Genomic DNA, 17,387 nt, shown 5'->3' with positions numbered 1-17,387 from the left:
GCGTTGTTAGCGACTGCAATCGTGCGCTGCGTCGACAGCCACGCGCAGCGGCCGTTGCCGGCATCGCGTCCGCTGTCCTGCCACTGCGTGTCTTGTCGCACGCCAGATCATGCTGATCGAACACGCGCGCGGTTTCGTGTTGCATGTGCGTGCCTGGCGTGAAACCAGCCTGCTGGTGGAAGTGCTGACCGAAGAGCATGGACGCGTCGGGCTGCTGGCGCGCGGTGTGCACGGGCCACGCAAGCAGGCCTTGCGCGCTGCATTGCAGCCGTTGCAACTGATCCAGTTCACTGCGGTGCAGCGTGGCGAATTGGCTCAGTTGCGCCAGGCCGAGGCGTTGGATACCGCGCCGCGCCTGGCTGGCGAATCCATGTTGGCCGGCTTCTACATCAGCGAACTGCTGCTGCGCCTGGCCCCGCGTAACGATCCGGTCCCCGAGCTCTATGCATGTTATGCGCAGGCGCGCGCGCATCTGGCCTCCGGCCTGCCGCTGGCGTGGGGCCTGCGCCAGTTCGAGCGCGATGTGCTGGACGGCCTTGGCGTTGCCTTCGATCTGCAACACGACGGCGATGGTCAGCCGATCGATCCGGCTGCGCGGTATCGGCTCGATCCGCAGGAAGGCGCCATGCGGGTGTTGAGCGAGCGGGTGGCGCAGGACCGGCGCGAAACCGTGACCGGCGCGGCGCTGTTGGCCCTGGGCGAAGATACGATGCCGGCAACCGAGGACATGCCGGGCCTGCGTCGCAGCATGCGCAGCGTGCTGTTGCATCATTTGAACGGGCGCGGGCTGAAATCCTGGGAAATGCTCGAGGATCTGGCGCGACGTCGCTGAAGCACGCGTTCCGACGCTACGCCGCGCTCAGGCGCAGCGACGCGCGCATCCGTCAATGCAACAGCGCGGCCACCGCTGCATGAAATTGGGTCTGCGCCGTTCTCGACTGCGGATCGCCGCGCAGCAGACGCACCGCACCGGCCAGCCGCGCGGCGCCGACAAATCCGCAACTGGCCTGCAGCCGATGCAGATGGTTGCGCAGTGCCTGGTCGTCGCTGATCTGCAACGCCGAATCCACCGCATCGCGCGTGCCCGGCAATTCCGCCAGAAACAGCTCGCGTAACGCGTTGAGATGATGTTGCTGGCCGTTGAGCGCGCTAAGCGCGGCAGCCTCGTCCCAGTCGCTGCCGGCGATATCGAGCACACCCACCGGTGCCACGCTGTAGCGGCCGCGCGCCAGACCGCGACGGACCGCCTGCAGCAGGCGGTCGGAGGTCAGCGGTTTGACCAGCATTTCCAGAAAACCATCCGACAGCAGGCTGCTCTGCATCGCCATGTTGCTGTCGGCGGTGTGGGCTAGTGCGGGCACGTCCGGGTGCAACAGGCGCAGTGCACGCAGCAAGCCGCTGCCGGTGCCATCTGGAAGATTGACGTCGATCAACCACAGATCGTGGCGACGTTCGCGCGCGCGGTCCAGCGCCGAAGACAACGAGTCGGCGCAATCCACATGGGCGGGGAGATCTTCCAGGACGGCCTGCAGGAAGCCGCGGCTGATCGGGTCGTCTTCCACCAACAACAGTCGTGGATAGGGTTTTTGGCGTGTGGCCATGTTCATGCTGCCTCCTTGTCAGCCGATGCGGGATCCTGGATACCGCGCGCATGCGGAGTTTGCCTGTGTTTGTGGGCCGCGACAATTGTTGCGCAGGCTTGGCATCCTCCGGTGATCGCATCTGCGACAATACGCACCCTTTTTGCCCGCAGCTTGTCGCCACGTGGCCAGAACCAGAAACCGCTTCGACCGTACTCCGTTCCAGACTGCGATCACCGACCTCAGCCACGACGGGCGCGGTGTGGCCCGCCGCGACGGCGAGGGCGGCAAGGTCACCTTCATCAGCGGCGCCTTGCCCGGTGAAGTGGTGCGTGCCGAACCCACCGCGCGCAGCCGCCATTTCGACGAAGCCAGGACGGTGGAGGTGCTGGAGGCATCGCCGCAGCGGGTCGCCCCGCGCTGCCCGCACTTCGGCGTCTGCGCCGGCTGCGTGTTGCAGCATCTGGAAGAGTCGCAGCAGATCGTGGCCAAGCAGCGCATATTGACGGACAACCTCGAGCGCATCGGCCACGTCACCCCGCAGGCGGTGTTGCCGGCCCTGGTCGGCGACAACTGGGGCTATCGGCGCAAGGGCCGTTTTTCGGTGCGGCGGGTGGAGAAGAAGGACAAGACCCTGGTGGGGTTTCGCGAACTCGATCCGCGCTTCGTGGCCGATCTGTCGGTCTGTTACACGGTGATCCCGCAGATCGGCGAAAAGATTCCGTTGCTGGCCGCGCTGGTCGAAGGCCTGGACGGCAACCGCGACATCCCGCAGATCGAATTCATTGCCGGTGACGATGCGGTGGTGTTGACCATCCGCCACATGCAGCCGCTGAGCGAGCGCGATCTGCAGGCGCTGACCGCGTTCGCCCAGGCGCAGGAGTTTGCGATCTTCCTGCAGCCAGGTGGCGTGGAGAGCGTGCATCCGCTCTGGCCGCAGGACGTGCCGCTGTCGTTCCGCTTGCCGCAATGGGATGTGGAGCTGGCGTTCCGGCCGCTGGACTTCATCCAGGTCAACGCCTCGCTCAACCAGAAGATGATCGCGCATGCGCTGGCGCTGCTCGACGCCAGGCCCGACGACCGTGTACTGGATCTGTTCTGTGGCCTGGGCAACTTCACCCTGCCGCTGGCGCGCGGGGTGCGCGAAGTGGTCGGCGTGGAAGGCGATGCCGGGCTGGTGGCGCGTGCGCGCGAGAATGCCCAGCGTAACGGTCTGGATAACGCGCAGTTCTACGCGGCCGATCTGACCCAGGATCAACGCAATGCGGTGTGGATGCGGCAGGGCTTCGACAAGCTGCTGCTCGACCCGCCGCGCTCGGGCGCGCTGGAAGTGCTGCAGCAGCTGCCGCTGAAAAAGTTCGAGCGCATCGTCTACGTGAGCTGTCACCCCGGCTCACTGGCGCGCGATGCCGGCTACCTGGTCAACGAACAGGGCTTCACGCTCAAGGCGGCCGGGGCGATGGATATGTTTCCGCATACCGCGCATGTGGAGAGCATTGCGGTGTTTGAGCGGCGGTGAATGGTGAATAGGGAATCGGGAATGGGGAGGGCGGTTCGCCGTATGCTGTTGCGATTCCCGATTCCCGATTCCCGATTCCCGATTCCCGATTCCCATGCCCATCGAAATCGAACGCAAATTCCTGGTGACCGGCGATGGCTGGCGCGATCCCGCGCATGCGGTGATCCCGATGGCGCAGGGGTATATCAACGACCAGGCGGCGCTGCGCAGTGGTGCGCAACATGCGTCGGTGCGGGTGCGCATCCAGGGCGAGAGCGCGTTTCTCAATCTCAAGTCGCGTGAGGTGGGGCATACCCGGCAGGAATTCGAGTATCCAATTCCGGTGGTCGATGCGCGTGCGTTGCTGGCGCTGTGTGTCGGCGGTCTGATCGACAAGCGCCGGCATCTGGTCCAGTACCAGGGGCATGTATGGGAAGTGGACGAATTCCTTGGCGACAACGCCGGACTGGTCGTGGCCGAGATCGAACTGGAACATGCCGACGAAGCGTTCGCCAAGCCGGCGTGGATCGGCGCGGAAGTCACCGACGAGGTGCGTTATTACAACCTGGCGCTGGCCTCGCACCCGTTCAAGCATTGGAGCGGGGATTTGTAGTTCGGGATTCGGGATTGGGCATTCGGGATTCGTGAAGGCTAAAGTGATGCGTCGGACGTGGGCTGATTGCGTTGCGACTCCGCAATCCCTGCCTTGGTGTGGGGGTATGCTTTGCGAATCCCCAATGACGAATCTCCAATCCCCGCTCATGCGCATCGATATCTGGTCCGACGTGGTCTGTCCCTGGTGCTGGATCGGCAAGCGCCGTTTCGAACAGGCGGTGGCGGCGCTTGGTGCGCAGGCACCGGCGCTGGACATCCACTACCACGCGTTTCAGCTCGATCCCGATGCCGGCCTGGAGCCGACGCCGTTGCTGGATGCGCTGGCGCAAAAGTTCGGCGGTGCCGCGCGCGTGGAGCAGATGCTGGCGCAGACCCAGGCCACCGCACGCGCGGAAGGCTTGCCGTTCGATTTCGGGCGCGGCCAGGTGCAGGTCAGCACGCTGCGCGCGCATCGGTTGATCTGGCTGGCCAGCCGCGAGGGCGATGTCGAGGCGGTGATCGAAGCGCTGTTCCATGCGCATTTTGCCGAGGGCCAAAACGTCGGTGCGACCGACACGCTGGTGGCTGCCGGGGCCGCTGGCGGTCTTGATGAGGCGCGCGTGCGCGCACTGCTGGACTCGGATGAAGGCGTGGTTGCCGTCGAGGCGCAATTGGCGCAGGCCAATGCGCTGGGAATCCGCGCGGTGCCCAGTTTCGTCATCGATGGACGCAGCCTGATCCAGGGCGCGCAGCCGCCGGAGAGCTTCGCGCAGGCGTTGTTGCAGCTGGCGGCCGAATCGACGCCAATCGGTGGTCCCGATGCCTGCGGGCCGGACGGCTGCACGGTGTGAACGGCCGGCGGCGTGTTGCAACTGCCCGCAACTGACGAGATGACGCGGCCCACCCGATCGAAGATGGTTGCGGTGATCGGCGCCGGGTTGGCCGGGCTGGCCTGTGCGCAACGGCTGCAGGCGGCGGGAGCGGCCGTGACGTTGTTCGAGCAGGCCGATACGCCTGGCGGACGCATGCGCAGCTGTGTCGGCGATGGCTGGCAGTGCGATCACGGCGCGCAGTATTTCACCGCACGCGACCCGGGGTTTGCCGCAGTGGTGGATGCGTGGATCGCGGACGGCCTTGCGGCGGCCTGGCCTGCGCGCGTCGCCAGTTGGGATGGCACCGACATGCGTGTTTCGCGCAGCGCGCTGAGGCGCTTTGTCGGAGTGCCGGACATGGCTGCACCGGCACGTGCGCTTGCGGCCGATCTCAATGTCCGGTCAGGCAGCTCTGTGCGATCGCTGCAGCGCAATGGCGACACATGGCAGCTGGAAGTGTCGGGAGACGCGACCACACACGCCTTCGACACCGTGTTGCTGGCGGTGCCGGCACCGCTTGCAGCTGCATTGCTGGCGGACCTCGCATCCACGCTTGCGACGCTTGCCGCCAATGCACGGATGCAGCCGGCCTGGGCGGTGGTGCTGCGTTTCGACAGGCCGGTCGATCCCGGCTACGACGCCTTGTTCGTCAATGCCGGCCCATTGCGCTGGGTGGCACGCAACTCCAGCAAACCGGGGAGGGTGGGCGCCGAAACCTGGCTGCTGCATGCCACAGCCGATTGGAGTCAGGCGCATCTCGACGCAACGCCTGAAGCCGTGATTGCCAGTGTGTTGCCCGCGCTGGCCGCGCTTGGTCTGCCGTTGCCGTCGTCCTGCAATGCCTATCCCTGGACGGTGGCCAGCACCGATCCTCCGTTGCAGATCGGCTGTGCCTGGGATGCGCGGCTGAGCATTGGCATCTGCGGCGACTGGTTGGCCGGTGGCAAGGTCGAAGGGGCCTGGCAAAGCGGTGTGGCGTTGGCGGCGCGTATCTGCACCGGCGATGCCACCTGCAGCGGTCAGGAGTGATGCTGTGGCACGCGCAGGCGACTCCAATCCGCAGGCAGCCGCGCACACGTTGCGGCTGATCCTGGGCGATCAACTCAACCCGCAACACAGCTGGTTCGATGCGACCAATGCAGGCGTGGTCTACGTGCTGATGGAAGTGCGCGAAGAAACCGACTACGTGCTGCACCACGCACAGAAAATTCTGGCCATCTTCGCGGCGATGCGCGCGTTCGCAACCCGCTTGCGGCAGGCCGGTCACCGGGTGCGTTATGTGGCCATCGACAACCCCAGCAATCGGCAATCGATTCCCGCCAATCTGGACGCGCTGATGGCGCATTACCGCGCCAGCCAGCTGGAGTATCAGGCGCCGGACGAATGGCGGCTGGACGAAGCATTGCAGCATTGGTGCGCACGCCAGCCGTTCGCCACGCGCATGGTCGATAGCGAGCATTTCTTGGCCGAACGCGGTGAGGTGGCCGGGTGTTTTCGTGCCGGCGACCAATGGCGCATGGAAGTGTTCTATCGAAAGATGCGCCGTCGCCACCGGATCCTGCTCGATGCCGCGGGCGAGCCGGAAGGTGGGCGCTGGAATTTCGATCACGACAACCGCGCGCCGTGGCCGGGCGATCCGCCCGCGCCGCAGGAGTGGCGCGCAGCGCACGACCATCGCGCGCTGTGGCGCTGCATCGAGGCGGCCGGCGTACGCAGCTTCGGCGCGCCGAATGCCGACGCGCTGCCATGGCCGCTGGACCGTGACGCAGCCTTGCAGCATCTGGATGCCTTCATCACGCATGCGTTGCCGCACTTCGGTCGCTACGAGGATGCAATGAGCACGCGCAGCCCGCGGCTGTTCCATTCGCTGTTGTCGTTCGCGCTCAACGTCAAGCTGCTGCATCCGCGCGAGGTGATCGCGCGCGCGGAGGCGGCATGGCATGACGGGCATGCGCCGCTGGCATCGGTGGAAGGCTTCATCCGCCAGATTCTGGGCTGGCGCGAATACGTGCGCGGCGTGTACTGGTCGCAGATGCCCGGTTACGCGCAGTCCAATCGACTCGACCAGCATGCGCCGCTACCGCACTGGTTCTGGGACGGTCAGGTCGGCATGCGCTGCCTGGCCGATGCCATTGGCAATTCGCTGGCCAACGCGCATGCGCACCATATCCAGCGGCTGATGGTGATCGGCAATTTCGCGCTGCTGGCGGGGGTGGAGCCGCAGGCGCTACATCGCTGGTACCTGGGCGTCTATATCGATGCGTTCGAGTGGGTGGAACTGCCCAATACGGTCGGCATGAGCCAGTTCGCCGACGGCGGCCTGCTCGGCAGCAAGCCGTACATCAGCGGCGCGGCCTATATCGACCGCATGAGCGATTACTGCGGCGGCTGCCGGTACCAGCGCAAGCTGCGGATCGGCGCGCAGGCCTGCCCGTACAACGCGCTGTACTGGGATTTCCTGGCGCGGCAGCGCACGCTGCTGGGTGCCAACGCGCGCTTGGCGCTGCCGTACCGGCAGCTCGACGACATGGCACCGGAAGTGCTGCAACAGGTGCAGGCCCAGGCCGCGCACTGGCGGGCGAATCTGGAGGTGCTCTGAGGGCGGGCGTATGGCAGAACTCAAATTCCGCAGGCCGGGGCTGGTGGGGCCAGGAATGCCGGCTAGCCTGAATGCGCGATCTGACGCTGCAACGCGCATCTGCGACAATGCCGCGCTGCGCCAACGTGGCGCTTGGCCCGGGAGTCCCCCAACATGCTTCTGATCGGCGTTGCCGGTACCGAACTCAGTGCTCAGGAAAGCGACTGGCTGCAGCACGACGCGGTTGCCGGCGTGGTGCTGTTCAAGCGCAACTTCGCCTCGCGCACCCAGGTGGCCGAGCTGTCGGCGTCCATCCGCGCGGCCGCACCGCGCCCGGTGTTGATCTGCGTGGACCAGGAAGGCGGGCGCGTGCAGCGGTTCCGCGAAGGTTTCAGCGATCTGGCGCCGCTGCAGCGCATTGGCGCGCAGTATGCGCAAGACCCCGAGGCCGCGCTCGCTGCGGCACGCGCGCATGCGCAGCTGATGGCCAGCGAAGTACGTGCCAGCGGTGTGGATCTGAGCTTTGCGCCGGTGGTGGATCTGGGCCGTGGCAACCGCGCCATCGGCGATCGCGCTTTCAGCGACGACCCGCAGATCGTGGCCACCTTCACCCGCGCCTATGTGCAGGCGCTGCACGGCGCCGGCATGGCCGCTACGCTCAAGCATTTCCCCGGCCACGGCACGGTGCTGGAAGACACCCACGTGGACCATGCCAGCGACCCACGGCCGCTGGAGGTGCTGCAGGCCGAAGATCTGCTGCCATTCGTGGCCGGCATCGAGGCCGGCGCCGATGCGGTGATGATGGCGCACGTGGTCTACCCGCAGGTTGCGCCGGAACCGGCTGGCTACTCGCAGCGCTGGATCGAGCAGATCCTGCGTGGCCAGATGGGCTTTCGCGGCGTGGTGTTTTCCGACGACATCGGCATGGCCGCCTCGTTCAGTGCCGGTGGCGTGGCGGGCCGGGTGCACGCGCACCTGGATGCCGGCTGCGACGTGGTGCTGGTCTGCCACCCGGAACTGGTCGCCGAATCCTTGCACGCCGTCGAAGGCCGCTGCCTCAATACCGCAGCATTGATCGGCCTGATCGGTCGCGGCGCGCTGGGCTGGGATGGCCTGCTCGCCGGTTCGGATGGCGCATTCATTCCCTCCCTTTCTGCCCCTTTTGGAACAACTGCCTGATGTCCACGCTCACCATTTCCCAGGCCCTGGCCCAGGCCGATCTGCTGGTCGACCGCCCTGCCATCGACGCTGCCGTCGGCACCATCGCCGACGCGATCGCACGCGACTATGCCGGCGAAGTGCCGGTGTATCTCACCATCATGCACGGTGCGCTGCCGTTCTCCGGCCAGCTGGCGCTGGAGCTGGGCGCACGTGGCCAGGACCTGCAGTTCGATTACCTGCACGCCACCCGCTATCGCGGCGAAACCACCGGCGGCGAACTGGTGTGGAAGCATCGCCCGGCCACCGCGCTGTTCGGCCGCCGGGTGATCCTGGTCGACGACATCCTCGATGAGGGCTACACGCTGCAGGGCGTGCGCCAGTGGTGCCTGGAGCAGGGCGCCACCGACGTGCGCGTGGCGGTGTTGACCATCAAGCGCCACGACCGTTGCGTGCCGGGTGTCGCCGCCGACTACGTGGGCGTGGAAGTGGCCGACCGTTACGTATTCGGCTTCGGCATGGACGTCAATGAGCAATTGCGCGGTATTCCTGCCATCTACGCGATGAAGCAGTAAGCCTTTTCGGCCCGTGTTGCTGCGGGCCACCGCACGCGTGGTTGCACGCGCGCGGCATGTCTCCTTGTTGCAGAGGTCGGTTGTGTCCCTGAATTCCATCGCATTGGCCGTCATCGGCGGCACTGGTGTCTACAAGCTCGCGCAGCTGGACGATGTGCAGACGCACGCGATCGAAACGCCCTACGGCGCGCCGTCCGGGCCGATCCGCGTCGGCATGTTGCTGGGCCACCGCGTGGCGTTTCTGGCGCGGCATGGCGAGGGCCATTCGCTGCCGCCGCACAAGGTCAACTACCGTGCAAATATCGCTGCACTGCAGCAAATTGGCGCTGCGCGGGTGCTGGCGCTCAATACCGTTGGCGGTATTACCGAGCAGTTCGGCCCGCGCGTGCTGGCCTGCCCGGATCAACTGATCGACTACACCTGGGGCCGGGTGTCCACCTTCTGCGAAGAGCCGGGCAGCGAGGTGCAGCACGTGGATTTCGGCCATCCGTATTCGCCGATGTTTCGCAGCAAGGTCATCGCCGCGGCCAAAGTGACCGGCGTCACCATGGTGGCCGGTGGCTGCTACGGCGCCACGCAAGGGCCACGACTGGAAACGATTGCAGAGATCGCGCGCATGCGCCGCGACGGCTGCGATCTGGTCGGCATGACCGGCATGCCCGAAGCCGGTCTTGCACGCGAAAAAGGCCTGGAATATGCGTGTTTGGCGATCGTGGCCAACTGGGCGGCCGGCTGTGGCGACGCGCAGGAAATCACCATGGCCGAGGTGTTGGCCAACGTCGATGCCGCCTCGTCCGGGTTGCCGGAGCTGATCGGCGAACTTGCACGCGGGTGATTGTCATTGGGGAATAAGCTTTGCATACTCGGCGCGTACGCATCGCCGTACACCACCCATTAATTATTGCAAAGGTCTCGCATCACCATGCCGAACGGTACCGTCAAGTGGTTCAACGACGCCAAGGGATTTGGCTTCATCTCACCGGAGGACGGCAGCGCCGATGTCTTCGCGCACTTCTCCGCGATCAACTCCAAGGGCTTTCGCAGCCTGCAGGAAGGCCAGCGCGTCAGTTATGACGTGACCCAGGGCCCCAAGGGTGCCCAGGCTTCGAACATCACGCCGGTCGAGTGATGTGACTCGATTGTGCGGTTGAAGAACCCCGCCACGGCGGGGTTTTTTTTGCACCGATCCATGCCGGATCGGCAAAGGCGAAACAGAGCAGGGACGATGCAACGAGCATTGCGTATTGCAGTGGTGGGCTATGGAACGGCGGGGCAGGCACTGGCCGTGCTGCTCGGCGCCGACGGGCATCGACTGGACGTGTTCGAGCGCGCCGCCGCGCCCGGGCCGGTGGGCGCAGGCTTTCTGCTGCAGCCCAGCGGTTTGCAGGTGCTATGGAAGATGGGCTTGCTGCCGCCGGCGCTCGCGCATGGCGCGCCGGTGCGCCGGCTGTATGGCGAGACGCCGTGCGGCCGCGCGGTGATGGACATGCAGTATCGCGATCTGGATGCGCGGCTGATGGGCCTGGGGATGCAGCGCGGCGCCTTGTTTACGCTGTTGCGCGAGGCCTGGCCGGAGCATGCGCAGCTGCATGTGGATACCCAGATCACCGAGATCGACCACGACGGCGCGCGCGTGCAGGATCAACGCGGGCAATGGCATGGCCCTTACGATCTGATCATCGCCGCCGATGGCGCTGCATCGACCTTGCGGGCGCAGGCGCAGGGCACGCGGCTGGATCGGGTGTATCCGTGGGGCGCACTGTGGTGTCTGTTGCCGCGCGACGATTGGCCGTTTGTCGATGAGTTGCGGCAGCGCTATATCGGCGCGCGCAAGATGATCGGCCTGCTGCCGGTGGGCACGCGTCCGGGCGACGACACGCCGCGACTGAGTTTTTTCTGGAGCCTGCCGTGCAGCGATTTTGTTGCGTGGGAGCAGCGCGGCATCACGGCGTGGCGTGAAGAGATTGCGCAGATGTGGCCGGATGCGCATGCGCGTCTGGACACCGTGCGAGTGCATGGCGCATTGGCGCGTGCGAGTTATCGCGATGCGGTGGTGACGCGCTGGCATCGCGGCCGTTTCGTGCTGGCCGGCGATGCGGCGCATGCGATGAGTCCGCAGCTGGGGCAGGGCGTGAACATGGCGCTGCTGGATGCGCTGGCGATGCGCGATGCCTTGCGCGTCGGCGCCGACCTGGATGCGGCCCTGCAGCACTATCAGCGTGAGCGCCAGGCGCATGTGGCGATCTATCACCGCTGGAGCCGCTGGCTGACGCCGCTGTTCCAGTCCGAACGTGATCTGTGGGCGCACGGACGCGATCTGCTGCTGCGCCCGATGGGACGCGTTCCCGGTGGGCGCGGACATATGTTGCGCGTGCTCAGTGGCACCCAGCACGGTTGGTTCGGCAAGCTGGCATTGGCGCCGGAGTTTGTGGAGGCGTTAGCGCAACCGCTGCCCCGGGTGGTGGCTGGCAAGGTCGAATCCACGGCGTAGTCGGCGCGTTGGTCGGCGCGCTTGCCGTGAGTTGCTAGCGCATAGGCAACGCCAGCGCGTCGCTTTCCACACAGGCGACCAGGCGCTCGCCTGCGATCAACGTTGGCACGATGCCGGCAGTGAAATGCGAGAACGCCGGCAGGATGGTGACGCGCTCGCGCAACCAGAACGCCGGCCAGCGGCGCGACATGCCCGGCAGCGCGGCCAGCGGGTGCAGATGCCCGCACAGCACATGCCCGGTCGGATGCGGCAGCGGATCGTGGCGCAGCACGAAGGGGCCATCTTCGACCTGTTCGCCGGCCGCTTCGATATGCAGATCGGCCCCGGCCAAGGCGCGGTCGTGGTTGCCGCGGATGGCGATCACGCGCAATGCGCAATGACGCTCGCGCCATGCGCTCCAGCGGCGATGCCAGGCCGCGCGCGGGGCGGGTCCGTGCAGCAGGTCGCCGAGTATCCATAGCGCATCCACCGCGCGTTGTTCCAGCAGCACATCCAGCCGCTCCAGATCGTGCGCGGTACCGCCGGCCGGCATCCCGATGCCGGCGCGGCGGAACACATCGGCCTTGCCCAGATGCAGGTCGGCGATCAACAAGGCGCGTTGTGCCGGCCGATACAAGGCACGTTCGCCGAGCAATTCCACGGTTTCGCCGGCCAGCTGCAGCTGCACGCTATCGCCCATGGTTGCGCTCCAGTTGTTCGGCAGCACGCAACACGCGGGCCTTCCAGTCTTCGGTACTCAGTTGGCCGCGTACGCGTTCGGCCCATAACGGAAACGACAACGGGGTGAGGCTGCGCGGTGTGCACAGGCGTAGTTCGCGCCGTGCGCAGTCTTCCAGCGCGTGCGCAAGCCGCGCCAGTTCGAGCTGGCCTTCGAACACTTCGCGCTCGGCCTGGGCCAGCAGCAGATGCTCGGGATCGAAACGCTGCAGCACGTCGTACAGCAATCCGCTGGAGGCCTGCAGCTGACGCAGGCTGCGTGGTGCACGGCCGGGCAGCGAGGGCGACAGCAATCCGGCGACGCGCGCGATCTCGCGGAACTGGCGGCGCGCCAGTTCGCCCAGGTTGAGGCTGTCGCGCAGATCGGCGAACAAGCCCTGCGGCGACAGCAAGGCCTGCAAGACGCCCGCATCGAGTTCCACGTCCTGCGCCGGCGACAGCACAAAGCCGTAATCGTTGGCAGCAAAACTAAATGTGTTGCGCTGCCGTCGACCCCAGCGCGCCGCCAGCAACGCCGCCAGCCCTTCGTTGACCTGGCGGCCGGCGAACGGATACACGAACACGTGCCGTCCATCGCGCGCCTTGATGCTTTCCACCAATAAATGGTCGGGGCCGGGCAGCGAGGATAGCGACGCTTGCAGGCGCAGCAATGGGGCCAGCGCCTGCATTTCCGGCGCATCGCCGGGATCGGCAAACACCGCTTCGACCTCGCGGCCCAAGGCCGACGACAGCGGCATGCGTCCGCCCATCCACTTGGGCACCACGCCGCTGCCGCCCTTGGCCACGCGCACGTAGGCGGTCATGTCTTCCAGCCGCACCAGCTCCAGCAAACGCCCGGCGAATTGAAATCTGTCTCCACGGCGCAGACGTCCGATAAATTGTTCTTCCACTGCGCCCAGGCGGCCGCCGCGCAGGAACTGCACGCGCACGCTGCCGTCGCTGGTGATCGTGCCGATGGACAGGCGATGCCGCAGCGCGACGCGCCGATCGATGACGCGATACACGCCTTCTTCGTCGCGGACGACCTTGTGGAAATCCGGGTAGTGCGCCAGCGCGCTGCCGCCTTGCACGATGAAGTCCAGCACCGCCTGCCAGGTGGCGTGGTCCAGCGCTGCGAATGCATCGGTGCCGCGTACTTGCTCAAACAACGCATCGGCCTGAAAACCGCCGCCGAGCGCGAGAGTGACGCAGTGCTGCGCCAACACGTCCAGCGACAGGCGCGGCGGCGGTCGCGCTTCGATCTGCCCCTGCACGATGGCGCGGCGCGCTGCGGCGTATTCAACCAGTTCCAGCGCATGCGAGGGCACGCACACCACATGCCCGGATTCGCCCGGACGGTGGCGCGCGCGGCCGGCACGTTGCAGCAGGCGCGCAATGCCCTTCGGGCTGCCGACCTGCAGCACCTGATCGACCGCCGGGAAATCCACGCCCAGGTCCAGGCTGGAGGTGGCGACCACGCACCGCAGGCTGCCGTCGCGCAAGCCTTGTTCGGCCGCCGCACGCAGGGACGGATCCAGCGAGCCGTGATGCAACGCGAGCGTGGCCGGATCGTCCGGCCACACCGCACTCAAGGCCTGATGCCACAACTCGGCCTGCGCGCGCGTGTTGGTGAACACCAGGCTGGTGCGTTGCTGCATGATCTTCTGCAGCACGCGCGCCAGCTGCGCCAGGCCGAGATGCCCGGCCCACGGAAAGCGTTCGCCGCTGTCGGGCAGCAGCGTCTCCAGGGTCATCGCGCGCGGTTTGACGCCCGAGACCAGCGCAGCATCCGGGCGATGCGGCAACAGCACGTCGCGCGCCTGCGCCAGATTGCCCAGCGTTGCCGACAGGCCCCAGATGCGCAGTTCCGGCGCCCAACCGCGCAGGCGCGCCAGGCACAGCTGCAGCAGCACGCCGCGCTTGTTACCGAGCAGCTCATGCCACTCGTCGACGATCACGCAGCGCAGCGCCGACAACTGCAGCGCGGTGTCGGGGTACGACAACAGCAAGGCCAACGATTCGGGCGTGGTGACCAGCACATCGAGCTTGCCGCTGCGTGCCAGCCGCTTGTCGCGCGCGCTGGCATCGCCGGTACGCAGGCCCACCTGCCAATCCAGCCCCAAGGCCTCCACTGGCTCGCGCAAGGCGCGTGCGGTGTCGGCAGCGAGCGCACGCAAGGGCGTGATCCACAGCACCTGCAGCGTGCGTTGCTGTTGGCGGCGCGCGGTCGTGGCGGGTTTGACCGCCGGCTTGCGTCCGCGCGAAGCCAGCGCTTCCAGCAGCGGCCCACCGAAGGCCGCCAGCGTCTTGCCGCTGCCGGTCGGTGTGTGCAGCAAGCCGGACTCGCCGGCGAGATAGCGCTTCCACACATCGCGTTGAAACGGCAACGGCGTCCAGCCGCGCTGCGCGAACCAGCCACGCCATTGCTGCAAGGGCGTGCCGCGTGTCTGTTGTGCAGCACTCACCGTGCCAGTGCCTGCAAGCTGCTCAGGTGATCGGCCTCGCGCATCGGCTTGTCCTGCCGCCAGCGCAGAATGCGCGGGAAACGCACTGCAATGCCGGACTTGTGCCGCGTGCTGCGGTTGACCGCTTCGAATCCCAGCTCGAACACATGATGCGCGGTCACTGCGCGTACCGGACCGAAGCGTTCGGTGGTATTGGCGCGGATCCAGCGATCCAGTTGCAGGATCTGCGTGTCGTCCAGGCCCGAGTAGGCCTTGGCGATCGGCACCAGCTGGCCCTCGTGCCACAGCCCGAAGGTGTAGTCGGTGTACAGCGTGCTGCGGCGGCCATGGCCGGCTTGCGCGTACAGCAGCACCGCATCGATGGTGAGCGGGTCGATCTTCCATTTCCACCAGTCGCCGCGTCGGCGGCCGGACTGGTAGGTCGAGTTGGCACGCTTGAGCATCAGCCCTTCCACGCCGCGCTCGCGGGCATCCAGGCGCAGTTGCGCAGCCGCCTGCCAATCGCCGACCTGCACCAGTGGCGAGGCGACGATACGCGGATCGGCGAGCGTGGTCAGCACGCCTTCCAGCAACGCGCGACGCTCGCGCAATGGACGCTCGCGCAAGTCCTCGCCACCGAGCTCAAGCAGATCGTAGGCGACCACGCGCGCTGGCGCCGCTGCCAATGTCTTTGGCCCGGGCTTGAGCCGCTGGATGCGCGTCTGCAATGCGGTGAACGGCATCGGCAAGGCGTGCTCCGGTTGCCAGGCCAGCAGCTCGCCATCGATGACCGTGCCATCGGGCAACTGCAGCGCGGCCTGTTCGATTTCCGGAAACCGGCCATCCAGGCGTTCCTCGCCACGCGACCACAACGCCGTTTCGCCGGCACGTCGGATCAGCTGCAGCCGAATGCCGTCCCACTTCCATTCCAGCAACCAGTCATCGACCGTGCCCAGCGTTTCAACCTCGGCTTCGAGTGGCGATGCGAGAAAGAACGGGTAGGGCTGTTGACGATCGCTCGGCAATTCTTCGGCGGTCAGCAGGTTGGCCAGATAGGCCGGATGCGGCCGCCAGTTGCCGAGCATGCGCTGTGCAATGCGCGCGATCTCTATCCCGGACATCTCCGCCAGCGCCTGCTGCACCAGTCGCTGCGACACGCCAACGCGCAACGCGCCGGTCAGCAGCTTGTTGAACACCAGGCGCTCGTCGAAGGCCAGGCTGCGCCACGCCTGCACGATGCAGGCCTTGCGCACCGCGATGTCCTGATTGGCGATCGGCAGCAGCCGCTGTTCGATCCAGTCGGCCAACGGCAGATCGGCCGCTTCGGTGATCGGGTCGTCCAGCAACAAGGCCAAGGTTTCGGCCAGGTCGCCGACATGGTCGTAGCTGTCGGCCACCAGCCAGTCGGCGATGCCGGCGGTTTCGGTGATCCATTCGCGCAATTCGCCGCTGCTGGCGATGCGCATGCGCGTGCCGGCCACCTTGCCGCCGGCCAGCAGGTACAGCGCCCACGCCGCATCCAACGGCGGCGCGCTGCTGAAATAACTGACCAATGCCGCACGCTTGTCGAGCGTGCCGGTGCTGCGATCCAGGGTGCGATACAGCGCGGCAAATCGCTTCACGGCAGGCCCTGCGATGCGGCGCGTTTGTCGGCGGCACGCAGTTCCAGTGCACGTCGCGTAAACGCGCTCAGGCAGCGCGGACGCAGGTAGGGCCGTGGCGGCCCGATCACCGCTGCCGGCCGTGCGCGATGCACGCGAAATGCCAAGGCATGCCGATGGAACGCAAGCGCGCCGGTCAAACGGAGACGTGGGCGTGCGCGCGCATAAGGTCGTGCGGGCAAGGGGTTCACTCCTCGGCTCCGAAATCGGTGCGGAAAGCTTCGGCGGCGACGCCGCGTTCCAGCAGATGCTGGATCAACGCATCGGTGTTGCCGTGGGTGGCGATCACCCGCCGTGCACCGGTGTCCTCGATGGTGCGCAGCAGGTCAGGCCAATCGGCATGATCGGACACCACAAAACCGCGGTCGTAATTGCGCCGGCGGCGATTGCCGCGAATGCGCATCCAGCCCGATGCGAAACCCTGTTGCGCATGCCGGAAGCGACGGATCCAGGCACTGCCGGCCGCCGATGGCGGCGCCAGCACTAATTGCCCTGCGTAGTCGGCGCCACGCGCGTGTTCGCTGACCGGTTGGGTGTCCAGCATCGGGATGCCGGCCTGGCGATACACCTCCACGCCCACCGCGATCGCACCATGCAGCAACGCCGGTTGCGTGTCCCAGGCGCGCAACTCGGCCAGCACGCGTTGCGCCTTGCCCAAGGCATAGCAATACAGAATGGCCGCTTCGCCACGCTCGGCGCATTCGCGGCGCCAGGCGACGATGTCGGCCGCGACATCGGAGGTGTCCGGCCAGCGATACACCGGCAACCCGAAGGTCGCTTCGGTGATGAAGGTGTCGCAGGTCACCACTTCGAATGGCTTGCAGGTGGGATCGTGCTGGCGCTTGTAGTCGCCCGAGGCGACCCAGACCTCGCCATCCACTTCGATGCGCACCTGCGCCGAGCCGAGCACGTGGCCTGCCGGATGCAGCGACACCCGCGCACGGCCCAACGTAAACGCTTCACCATCGGCGTGCGTGTGATAGACCTGTTCGCCCAGGCGCCACTGCAGGATCGGCAAACTCTCGTGCGTGCAGTGGTAGTCGCCCATGCCGCTACGCGCGTGGTCGCCGTGTCCGTGGGTGATCACCGCGCGCGGCACCGGCCGCCAGGGATCGATGTGGAAGTCGCCCTGCGGGCAATACAGGCCTTCGGGCCCGAGCACCACCAGATCGCCGTGTTTTTCGTCGCCGTTGCGCATGCGGCAACTCTGGCCAAGCCGGTGTGCAGATCCTGAGAATGA

Annotated in this window: 17 protein-coding genes and 1 tRNA gene; 11 read left to right on the top strand and 7 right to left on the bottom strand. The window is 66.5% G+C overall.

Annotated features, from left to right (window positions below; genetic code table 11):
* The first annotated feature begins 109 nt into the window (after positions 1–109).
* Complete coding sequence (recO, locus tag GGR61_RS02075) at positions 110–832, top strand: DNA repair protein RecO (protein ID WP_184620296.1); 723 nt, start codon at positions 110–112, stop codon at positions 830–832.
* 52 nt (positions 833–884) lie between these two features.
* Here recO and GGR61_RS02070 read toward each other — a convergent pair whose 3' ends face one another.
* Entirely contained in the window at positions 885–1,607 is a 723-nt protein-coding gene (locus GGR61_RS02070) for a response regulator (protein WP_184405731.1), read from the bottom strand.
* Between the two features lie 157 nt (positions 1,608–1,764).
* On the opposite strand from GGR61_RS02070, the gene rlmD reads away from it, so the two are divergent.
* From rlmD to GGR61_RS02020, 10 genes are all read left to right on the top strand, one after another.
* A complete protein-coding gene (rlmD, locus tag GGR61_RS02065; protein WP_184405734.1) occupies positions 1,765–3,099 on the top strand; it encodes a 23S rRNA (uracil(1939)-C(5))-methyltransferase RlmD in 1,335 nt (444 codons plus the stop codon).
* Between the two features lie 94 nt (positions 3,100–3,193).
* On the top strand, positions 3,194–3,691 hold the full coding sequence (locus tag GGR61_RS02060; RefSeq protein ID WP_184620295.1) for a CYTH domain-containing protein: 498 nt from the start codon (positions 3,194–3,196) through the stop codon (positions 3,689–3,691).
* Between the two features lie 148 nt (positions 3,692–3,839).
* The gene (locus tag GGR61_RS02055) at positions 3,840–4,523 is read left to right on the top strand and encodes a DsbA family oxidoreductase (RefSeq protein ID WP_184620532.1); all 684 of its coding nucleotides are present in this window, start codon (positions 3,840–3,842) and stop codon (positions 4,521–4,523) included.
* 39 nt (positions 4,524–4,562) lie between these two features.
* The gene (locus GGR61_RS02050) at positions 4,563–5,573 is read left to right on the top strand and encodes an FAD-dependent oxidoreductase (RefSeq protein ID WP_184620294.1); all 1,011 of its coding nucleotides are present in this window, start codon (positions 4,563–4,565) and stop codon (positions 5,571–5,573) included.
* A gap of 4 nt (positions 5,574–5,577) precedes the next feature.
* Positions 5,578–7,143, top strand: coding sequence for a cryptochrome/photolyase family protein (locus GGR61_RS02045; protein WP_326520604.1), 1,566 nt, complete (start codon positions 5,578–5,580; stop codon positions 7,141–7,143).
* Positions 7,144–7,296: 153 nt separating this feature from the next.
* The gene (nagZ, locus tag GGR61_RS02040; RefSeq protein ID WP_184620292.1) at positions 7,297–8,301 is read left to right on the top strand and encodes a beta-N-acetylhexosaminidase; all 1,005 of its coding nucleotides are present in this window, start codon (positions 7,297–7,299) and stop codon (positions 8,299–8,301) included.
* Positions 8,301–8,855: a hypoxanthine-guanine phosphoribosyltransferase gene (locus GGR61_RS02035; RefSeq protein WP_184405745.1), complete on the top strand. Its 555-nt coding sequence runs from the start codon at positions 8,301–8,303 to the stop codon at positions 8,853–8,855. Before nagZ ends, GGR61_RS02035 begins: the two co-directional genes overlap by 1 nt.
* Positions 8,856–8,937: 82 nt before the next feature.
* Positions 8,938–9,690 (top strand): S-methyl-5'-thioinosine phosphorylase, encoded by a 753-nt coding sequence (locus tag GGR61_RS02030; RefSeq protein WP_184405747.1) that lies wholly within the window; start codon positions 8,938–8,940, stop codon positions 9,688–9,690.
* An 87-nt stretch (positions 9,691–9,777) separates the two neighbouring features.
* The gene (locus tag GGR61_RS02025) at positions 9,778–9,984 is read left to right on the top strand and encodes a cold-shock protein (protein ID WP_003488188.1); all 207 of its coding nucleotides are present in this window, start codon (positions 9,778–9,780) and stop codon (positions 9,982–9,984) included.
* A 96-nt stretch (positions 9,985–10,080) separates the two neighbouring features.
* Positions 10,081–11,346, top strand: coding sequence for an NAD(P)/FAD-dependent oxidoreductase (locus tag GGR61_RS02020; protein ID WP_184620291.1), 1,266 nt, complete (start codon positions 10,081–10,083; stop codon positions 11,344–11,346).
* Positions 11,347–11,380: 34 nt separating this feature from the next.
* On the opposite strand, the gene pdeM is transcribed toward GGR61_RS02020, so the two are convergent.
* The 6 genes from pdeM to GGR61_RS01990 form a co-directional block, all read right to left on the bottom strand.
* Positions 11,381–12,025 carry a ligase-associated DNA damage response endonuclease PdeM gene (gene pdeM / locus GGR61_RS02015; RefSeq protein ID WP_184620290.1) on the bottom strand — a complete coding sequence of 215 codons (645 nt, stop codon included), beginning with the start codon at positions 12,023–12,025 and terminating at the stop codon, positions 11,381–11,383.
* Positions 12,015–14,411 (bottom strand): ligase-associated DNA damage response DEXH box helicase, encoded by a 2,397-nt coding sequence (locus GGR61_RS02010; protein ID WP_184620289.1) that lies wholly within the window; start codon positions 14,409–14,411, stop codon positions 12,015–12,017. Before GGR61_RS02010 ends, pdeM begins: the two co-directional genes overlap by 11 nt.
* A tRNA-OTHER gene (locus GGR61_RS02005) sits at positions 14,371–14,472 on the bottom strand. The genes GGR61_RS02010 and GGR61_RS02005 overlap by 41 nt, the downstream gene beginning before the upstream one ends.
* A 31-nt stretch (positions 14,473–14,503) precedes the next feature.
* Positions 14,504–16,108 (bottom strand): ATP-dependent DNA ligase, encoded by a 1,605-nt coding sequence (locus tag GGR61_RS02000; RefSeq protein WP_184620288.1) that lies wholly within the window; start codon positions 16,106–16,108, stop codon positions 14,504–14,506.
* Positions 16,105–16,338 carry a hypothetical protein gene (locus GGR61_RS01995; protein WP_184620287.1) on the bottom strand — a complete coding sequence of 78 codons (234 nt, stop codon included), beginning with the start codon at positions 16,336–16,338 and terminating at the stop codon, positions 16,105–16,107. The genes GGR61_RS02000 and GGR61_RS01995 overlap by 4 nt, the downstream gene beginning before the upstream one ends.
* Positions 16,335–17,345 carry a ligase-associated DNA damage response exonuclease gene (locus tag GGR61_RS01990; protein WP_184620286.1) on the bottom strand — a complete coding sequence of 337 codons (1,011 nt, stop codon included), beginning with the start codon at positions 17,343–17,345 and terminating at the stop codon, positions 16,335–16,337. The genes GGR61_RS01995 and GGR61_RS01990 overlap by 4 nt, the downstream gene beginning before the upstream one ends.
* Between the last annotated feature and the right edge of the window lie 42 nt (positions 17,346–17,387).

Source organism: Xanthomonas sp. 3058, from assembly GCF_014199765.1.
Lineage (GTDB): Bacteria > Pseudomonadota > Gammaproteobacteria > Xanthomonadales > Xanthomonadaceae > Xanthomonas > Xanthomonas campestris_B.
The sequence above is the reverse complement of the archived record's forward strand: the minus strand, read 5'-3'. Positions and strand labels throughout refer to the sequence as shown.

Excerpts from the sequence above, each read along its gene's own strand:
- recO (WP_184620296.1), top strand. The coding sequence starts at position 110 with ATGCTGATCGAACACGCGCGCGGTTTCGTGTTGCATGTGCGTGCCTGG.
- GGR61_RS02070 (WP_184405731.1), bottom strand. The coding sequence starts at position 1,607 with ATGAACATGGCCACACGCCAAAAACCCTATCCACGACTGTTGTTGGTG.
- GGR61_RS02060 (WP_184620295.1), top strand. The coding sequence starts at position 3,194 with ATGCCCATCGAAATCGAACGCAAATTCCTGGTGACCGGCGATGGCTGG.
- GGR61_RS02055 (WP_184620532.1), top strand. The coding sequence starts at position 3,840 with ATGCGCATCGATATCTGGTCCGACGTGGTCTGTCCCTGGTGCTGGATC.
- GGR61_RS02050 (WP_184620294.1), top strand. The coding sequence starts at position 4,563 with ATGACGCGGCCCACCCGATCGAAGATGGTTGCGGTGATCGGCGCCGGG.
- nagZ (WP_184620292.1), top strand. The coding sequence starts at position 7,297 with ATGCTTCTGATCGGCGTTGCCGGTACCGAACTCAGTGCTCAGGAAAGC.
- GGR61_RS02035 (WP_184405745.1), top strand. The coding sequence starts at position 8,301 with ATGTCCACGCTCACCATTTCCCAGGCCCTGGCCCAGGCCGATCTGCTG.
- GGR61_RS02025 (WP_003488188.1), top strand. The coding sequence starts at position 9,778 with ATGCCGAACGGTACCGTCAAGTGGTTCAACGACGCCAAGGGATTTGGC.
- GGR61_RS02020 (WP_184620291.1), top strand. The coding sequence starts at position 10,081 with ATGCAACGAGCATTGCGTATTGCAGTGGTGGGCTATGGAACGGCGGGG.
- pdeM (WP_184620290.1), bottom strand. The coding sequence starts at position 12,025 with ATGGGCGATAGCGTGCAGCTGCAGCTGGCCGGCGAAACCGTGGAATTG.
- GGR61_RS01990 (WP_184620286.1), bottom strand. The coding sequence starts at position 17,345 with ATGCGCAACGGCGACGAAAAACACGGCGATCTGGTGGTGCTCGGGCCC.